Below are 6,061 nucleotides of genomic sequence, written 5' to 3'. Positions count from 1 at the left end.
CCAAACTCGCTGCGCTCAGACATGGGCTGCTCTTCGGCCACGCCAGGCTCCGGTGCTCGGCTCGCTCTACGGCTCGATTCAAGTCAAAAGCCAAGACCAAAGCCAAAGCGGGAACCACAGCAACAACCAAAGCCAAAGCGCGGCGGCCACAGAACCAGACCAGCATCCGCAATTACCAACTCGGCATGCCCGAGCTCCGACGACGGAGCGCTTCAACCGGCGAAGTGATCCCAACCGGTGCGCACCGGCATCCAGGGCGCGCCGTTCGCAGTTGCGACGACGCCCTGCCCTTCAACAATGCGCCCGATCCGGGTCACCGGCACACGCGCATCCAGCGCAGCCGCAAAAATGGCGTCGCGTTGTGCGGCCGGCGCGGCGAAGCACAACTCGTAATCATCGCCGCCGCTCGCCTGCAGCGCGCGACGTGTCTCAACGTCGGAAACTACAGCGCGCAGTGCATCTGACACGGGCAAAGCATCCACGTCGACCTCCGCACGCACGTTGCTCGCGCGGCAGACATGCGCGAGATCGGCCAGCAAGCCGTCGGAGATGTCGATCGCAGCATGCGCCACTTCGGAGAGTCGCAAACCGAGCGTGACCCGCGGTGTCGGCCGATCGAGTCGAGCGCGCAACACAGGATCGCGCGCGCCGCCCGCCGACCACTGCGCCAGTGCAGCGGCCGCATCACCGGGCGTGCCGCTGACCCAGATATCGTCGCCAACCCGCGCCGCATCGCGCCGCAGCGCGCGGCCGGGCGAGACGAAGCCGAACATGGTCACGCAGACCGACAGCGGCCCGCGCGTCGTGTCACCGCCGACCAGGGCCACCGCATGCTGGCGCGCCAGCGCGTCGAAACCGTCGAGAAACGCACCCACCCACGCCGCATCGGGTTCCGGCAGCGACAACGACAGCGTGCACCACGCCGGCGTCGCGCCCATCGCCGCGAGGTCGGACAGGTTCACCGCCAGCGCTTTCCAGCCGATGTCGGCCGGCGCGGTGTCGTGCGGGAAATGAATGCCGGCGTTGAGCGTGTCCATCCCCACGACGAGCTGCATGCCGGCAGGCGGCTGCAGCAGTGCGGCATCGTCGCCGATGCCCAGTACCACATCGTGGCGCGCGATGATGCGCGCGCGAATGCGGTCGATCAGGTCGAATTCGCCGGCGGCCATTCCGACGGCGCCGGGCTCAGCGCCCGCGCAGCGCGCCAACTTCCGGCGCGCGCCATGCGGCCGCGGCCTTGTCGAGCACGCCGTTGACGTAGGTGTGGCCGTGTTCGGAGCCGAAACGCTTGACCGTCTTCAGTGCCTCGTCGATGACGACGCGGTACGGCACGTCGACGCGGTGCTGCAGTTCGTAGGCGGCGATGCGCAGCATCGCGCGCTCGATCGGATCGACCTCTTCGATCGTGCGGTCCAGGAACGGCGCCAGCGCCGCATCGAGTTCGCGGTAACGCGTGCCGACGCCGTGGACCAGATCCTCGAAGTAGGCGAGATCGGCGACTTCCTTGGCCTGCTCGTGCGCGAACTGGGCCACGATCTCGCGCGGCTCGGTGCCCGACATCTGCATCGCGTAGATGGCCTGCAGCGCGCGGCGGCGCGCGCGCGAGCGCAGCACGGGGTCGACGCCATGGGGTTTGCGGGTCTGGTTCATCCGATCTTGTCCAACAGGTTGCTCATTTCGATGGCGACCAGCGCCGCTTCTTCGCCCTTGTTGCCGTGGCTGCCGCCGGCGCGCTTCTCGGCGTCGACGTAGTCCTCCACCGCGAGCACGCCGTTGGCGACCGGCACGCGGCTGTCGAGGGCCACGCGCATCAGCGCATCGCTGCAGCCGTCGGCCACCTGCTCGTAGTGGCGCGTGTCACCGCGCACCACGCAACCCAGGCCCAGCAGCGCGGCGTGCGCGCCGGCCGCGGCCAGCCGCGCACAGACCACCGGGATCTCCCAGGCGCCGGGGACGCGGATCACGTCGACCGCGTCTTCGGCGACGCCGTGATCGGCGAACGCCTTGCGCGCGCCGGCGATCAGGGCGTCGGTGATCTTGGGGTTCCAGCGACTGGCGACGATCGCGTAACGCGCGCCGGCCGGGGCGCGCAGGTCGCCTTCGAGGTAGCTCATGGGCATGGGGATTCGCGCAAGGCCGGTCAGTTTAACGCGCGTCAGGGCGTGACGTATTCGACGACCTCGAGACCGTAGCCGGCGAGGCCCACCTGCTTGCGCGGCGTGCCCAGCACGCGCAGTCGGCCAAGGCCCAGATCGGCCAGGATCTGGCCACCGGCGCCGTTGCGCCGCCACTGGCCCACGTCCTTGTCCTTGCCGGGCGCCCGCACCACGGCTTCCTTGCGCAGCCGCGCCAGCAGCGCGTCCGAGTCACGCGGCGCCGACAGCACCACCATCACGCCCTGCCCGGCCTCGGCAATCGCGCGCAGCGCATCGCTGCCAGCCACGCCGAAATCGTCGCGACGCCAGTGCAGCAGGTCGGCCAGCGGGTTCTCCACCTGCACGCGCACGAGCGTCGGCGTGGCCGCGTCGGGCGTGCCTCGGACCAGCGCGAAATGCAGGTCGTGGGCGATACGGTCGCGATAGGTCACCAGATGGAAGGCGCCGAACTCGGTCTCGATCTCGAGTTCATCGATGCGCTCGACGGTGTGCTCGGTGGCGAGGCGATGGGCGATGAGATCGGCGATCGAGCCCATCTTCAGGCCATGCTCGCGGGCGAAGACTTCCAGCTCCGGGCGGCGCGCCATGCTGCCGTCGGGATTGAGGATCTCCACCAGCACGCCGGCCGGCTCCAGACCCGCGAGCATCGCCAGATCGACGCCGGCCTCGGTGTGCCCGGCGCGCGTCAGCACGCCGCCGGGCTGGGCGACCAGCGGGAAAATGTGGCCGGGCTGGTGCAGATCCTCGGGCTTCGCGTTCGCCTTCACCGCAGTGCGGATCGTATGCGCGCGGTCATGCGCCGAGATGCCGGTGGTCACGCCTTCGGCGGCCTCGATGCTGACGGTGAAGTTGGTCTGGAACTGCGCGGTGTTCGCGCGGACCATCGGCGCCAGGCCCAGCTGCGCGGCGCGGCTCGGCGTCACCGGCAGGCACACCAGGCCGCGGCCGTGGGTGACCATGAAATTGATGTCCGACGGCTTGACCAGCTCGGCGGCCATGATCAGGTCGCCTTCGTTTTCGCGGTCCTCGTCGTCGACGATGACGACCATGCGGCCCTGGCGGATCTCTTCCAAGAGTTCGGGAACCGGCGCGAAGTTCATGCCGCCACTCCCGCCGGGACAACGCCCGCGCTGAGCAGGCGCTCGACGTAGCGCGCGACCAGATCGACTTCCAGATTCACCGCCTCGCCAACCGCCGTGTTGCCGAACGCGGTGTGGGCGACGGTGTGGGGCACCAGCGCGACCTCGAAACCGGTTGCATCGACGGCATTGACCGTCAGGCTGACGCCGTCGACGCAGATCGAGCCCTTGTGCGCGATGTACTTGAGCAGGGCGGCCGGCGCCTCGAAGCGCCAGCGCTGCGCGCGCGCATCGTCGTGCACCGAAGCGACACTGCCGACGCCGTCGACGTGGCCGCTGACCATGTGGCCACCGAGACGATCGGTCGGGCGCATCGCGCGTTCCAGATTTACCGCGCGGCCGGGCGCCAACGCGCCGAGCGTGGTCAGCGACAGGGTTTCGGTGGAGGCGTCGGCCTCGAAATGCGCGGAGTCGAACGCGACCACGGTCAGGCACACGCCATTGACCGCGATGCTTTCGCCCATCGCCACGCCCTCGAATGGCAGCGTGCCGACCGCGATGCGCAGCCGCGCGTCGCCGCCACGCGACTCAGTGGAAACCAGGCGTCCGACGCCCTCGATCAGTCCGGTGAACATGTCGCTGCCTCCGTCCGCGCGGAAGCCCGCACGGTCAAGCCGAAAGGGAACGGTCCGGGACGCGACAGCGTGCGCGACCGCTGGGCCACGCAAGAGGTCGTCTTCTCGCATCCGGACTCTGACCGTCGGCTCCGGAGTTCGACCGGATCTGCTGACCCGCCGGCGTGTGCCGGCAGCGCTCGCGGGCTCGCGCGTCGCCGCGCCTACCGCCGGTGGGGACTTCCACCCCGCCCCGAAGACATTCGATTGTGTGTTGCCGGAAAGGCCGGCCCGGGGATTCTACCAGCGCCACTGGCGCGACCCGTGCGCCGGAGCGAGACGCTTCATTGCAAGGACAGCCCGGGACGGCAGGTGTACCGCGCCCTGTAGGAGCGCGCTCGCGCGCGATGGGGTAGTCGGGTGAAAGCCTTTCGCGCGCAAGCGCGCTCCTACGGGGGCTGTATCAGGCGGCCGGCTTCGGACGCAGCAACACCCGCAGATCGTCGCCGACCCGGCGTGTGTCGATCGTCTGCAGATGCAGGCGCTGCGCCATGCGGTCGATGCCGAGCCCGTCGAACAGCGGTCGCCCACGCTCACCCAGCAAGACCGGCGCGACGTAGAGCAGCAGTTCGTCGACGAGGCCGGCACGCAGGAAGGCGCCCGACAGCGTGGCGCCGGCCTCGACCTGGACTTCGTTGATCTCGCCTCCGCCCAGTGCCGTCAGCACCGCGGTTAGGTCGAGCTGTCCGTCGCCACCGCGGCCGATGGCCACGCGTGGCGCGTCGAAGCCCTGCGGCACCTTGGTGTCCTGCGCGTGGACGTAGATCGTCGGCGCTGCGGCATCGCGGATGTTGCCGCGCGCGATCGTCGCCAGCCCCGGATCAAGCACCACCCGCAGCGGCACCGCGAACGGCGCGTCCTCTGCGAGGCGCACGGTCAGGTGCGGATCGTCGGCCAGCACCGTACCGCTGCCCGTGAGCAGCGCACCGGCGCGTGCGCGCCAGCGCATCACGTCGGCGCGCGAGGCCTCGCCGCTGATCCACTTCGAATCGCCGTTCGCCATCGCGGTGCGCCCGTCGAGGCTGCAGGCGAGCTTCACACGCAACCACGGCCGGCCGCGCTCGATGCGCGACAGGAATCCGCGATTGAGCGCGCGCGCCTGCGTTTCCATCAGGCCCGATTCGACTGCGATCCCCGCCGCGCGCAGACGGTCGAAGCCGGCGCCGTCGACCTGCGGAAACGGGTCGCGCATCGCCGCGACCACGCGCGACACACCGGCTTCGATCAGCGCATCGGCGCACGGCCCGGTGCTGCCGGTATGCGCGCAGGGTTCCAGCGTCACGTACGCCGTCGCGCCGCGCGCACGGTCGCCGGCCGCCTGCAGCGCGATCACTTCCGCATGCGGGCCGCCTTTCTGCACGTGGAAGCCCTCGCCGACGACCGCGCCGCCCGCAGTGAGCACACAGCCGACCATCGGGTTGGGGCGCGTCGTCCATGCGCCGCGCTCGGCGAGGCGCAGCGCCTGGGCCATGAAACGGTGATCGTCGGCAGTGAAAGCGGTCATGAGGCCTCGGCGACGCGTGCGACAGAGGGGAGCCATTGTAGGGGCGCGCTTACGCGCGACCCGGCATTCTCGGCGCCCCGTCGCGCGGAAGTGCGGTCCCACAAGAATTCTGCGAAAGCTCAGCGTCTGCGAGGCGTCTTGACCGGCGCCGTCTCGCCTTCGAGCAGCGGCAGTTGACCATCGCCCGGCAGGTCGCGTTCGAGCCGGTCGAGTTCCTCACGGAAGTCGGCCACGTCCTCGAACGAGCGGTAGACCGACGCGAAGCGCACGAATCCGACGTGGTCGAGCTTGCGCAGTTCGGCGATCACGAATTCGCCGACCCGGCGCGAGGACACCTCGCGTTCCGCGGTCATGCGCAGGTGATGCACGACCGCGCGCACCGTCGCCTCGATCTGTTCCTCCGAGACCGGGCGCTTGTGCAGCGCGCGATCCATGCTCAGCCGCAGCTTGCGCGCATCGAACGGTTCACGCCGCCCGTCGCCCTTGATGATCGTCGGCAGCTTGAGCTCGATCGTCTCCAGCGTGCTGAAACGCTCCCCACAGGCTTCGCACTCGCGGCGGCGACGGATCGTCGCGCCGTCCTCGGACACGCGCGAATCGATCACGCGGGTGTCGGTGTGCTGACAGAAGGGGCAATGCATGCGGTGG

General features: G+C 69.7%; 7 protein-coding genes and 1 riboswitch. All 7 genes read right to left on the bottom strand.

Features of this window, described 5'->3' with window-relative positions; translation table 11 throughout:
* Positions 1 to 212 precede the first annotated feature (212 nt).
* Positions 213 to 1,169: a thiamine-phosphate kinase gene (gene thiL / locus J2X52_RS17160; RefSeq protein ID WP_310156280.1), complete on the bottom strand. Its 957-nt coding sequence runs from the start codon at positions 1,167 to 1,169 to the stop codon at positions 213 to 215.
* Between the two features lie 16 nt (positions 1,170 to 1,185).
* Positions 1,186 to 1,650 carry a transcription antitermination factor NusB gene (gene nusB / locus J2X52_RS17155; protein ID WP_310156278.1) on the bottom strand — a complete coding sequence of 155 codons (465 nt, stop codon included), beginning with the start codon at positions 1,648 to 1,650 and terminating at the stop codon, positions 1,186 to 1,188.
* Positions 1,647 to 2,114 carry a 6,7-dimethyl-8-ribityllumazine synthase gene (ribH, locus tag J2X52_RS17150; protein WP_310156288.1) on the bottom strand — a complete coding sequence of 156 codons (468 nt, stop codon included), beginning with the start codon at positions 2,112 to 2,114 and terminating at the stop codon, positions 1,647 to 1,649. The genes nusB and ribH overlap by 4 nt, the downstream gene beginning before the upstream one ends.
* A 41-nt stretch (positions 2,115 to 2,155) precedes the next feature.
* Complete coding sequence (gene ribB, locus J2X52_RS17145) at positions 2,156 to 3,256, bottom strand: 3,4-dihydroxy-2-butanone-4-phosphate synthase (RefSeq protein WP_310156275.1); 1,101 nt, start codon at positions 3,254 to 3,256, stop codon at positions 2,156 to 2,158.
* A complete protein-coding gene (locus J2X52_RS17140; RefSeq protein WP_310156272.1) occupies positions 3,253 to 3,870 on the bottom strand; it encodes a riboflavin synthase in 618 nt (205 codons plus the stop codon). Before J2X52_RS17140 ends, ribB begins: the two co-directional genes overlap by 4 nt.
* A 95-nt stretch (positions 3,871 to 3,965) precedes the next feature.
* Positions 3,966 to 4,114, bottom strand: a riboswitch (FMN riboswitch).
* 198 nt (positions 4,115 to 4,312) lie between these two features.
* Positions 4,313 to 5,413, bottom strand: coding sequence for a bifunctional diaminohydroxyphosphoribosylaminopyrimidine deaminase/5-amino-6-(5-phosphoribosylamino)uracil reductase RibD (ribD, locus tag J2X52_RS17135; protein ID WP_310156269.1), 1,101 nt, complete (start codon positions 5,411 to 5,413; stop codon positions 4,313 to 4,315).
* 119 nt (positions 5,414 to 5,532) lie between these two features.
* A complete protein-coding gene (gene nrdR, locus J2X52_RS17130; RefSeq protein ID WP_159680275.1) occupies positions 5,533 to 6,054 on the bottom strand; it encodes a transcriptional regulator NrdR in 522 nt (173 codons plus the stop codon).
* Positions 6,055 to 6,061: the final 7 nt, after the last annotated feature.

This window comes from Luteimonas sp. 3794, from assembly GCF_031456825.1.
GTDB lineage: Bacteria > Pseudomonadota > Gammaproteobacteria > Xanthomonadales > Xanthomonadaceae > Luteimonas.
This window is presented reverse-complemented; position numbering and strand designations above follow the sequence as displayed.